Raw genomic sequence first — 434 nt, forward strand, 5'->3', positions numbered from 1 at the left:
TGATCGCCGTCCCCGCCGGCCCGTTCGCCCGGATGCGCGCCCAGCCGGAGAAATTCTGCCCGAAGTCGAAGACATGGCGCCCCGGCGCGGGCTCGGTGACGCGGACGGCGCGGCGGGTGCCGGTCCGTTCCAGCAGAGGCGAAACCTGCGCCACCAGGCGGGCGCCGGGCGCGGCCCCGAGCCGGGCCTCGGCCCAGCCGGAATCGTCGAAGCCCGGCGCGTCCCAGCCGGGCCGGACCAGACGGGCGTCGAACATCTCGCCATCGTAGATTTCGGACATGACGACCGGCGAGGGCGCGATGCGCCATCCCGGCCCCGTGGCGACCCATTCGCTGCTGCCGTCGTCATAATCGAGCCGGAGCTGCGCGAGGAAGCGGCGCGGCGCCGGGCCGAAGCCGTAGCGTTCGATCCGCCAGCCGAACGGGCTCGCATAC

At 73.7% G+C, this 434-nt stretch carries 1 protein-coding gene; it reads right to left on the reverse strand.

Features of this window, described 5'->3' with window-relative positions; genetic code table 11:
• Positions 1–434, reverse strand: a 434-nt coding sequence (locus AC2JF9_RS09540) for a family 78 glycoside hydrolase catalytic domain (RefSeq protein WP_500727300.1), incomplete at both ends; no start/stop codon positions are given.

The sequence above is a fragment of the Lactobacillus sp. C449L genome, from assembly GCF_059900815.1.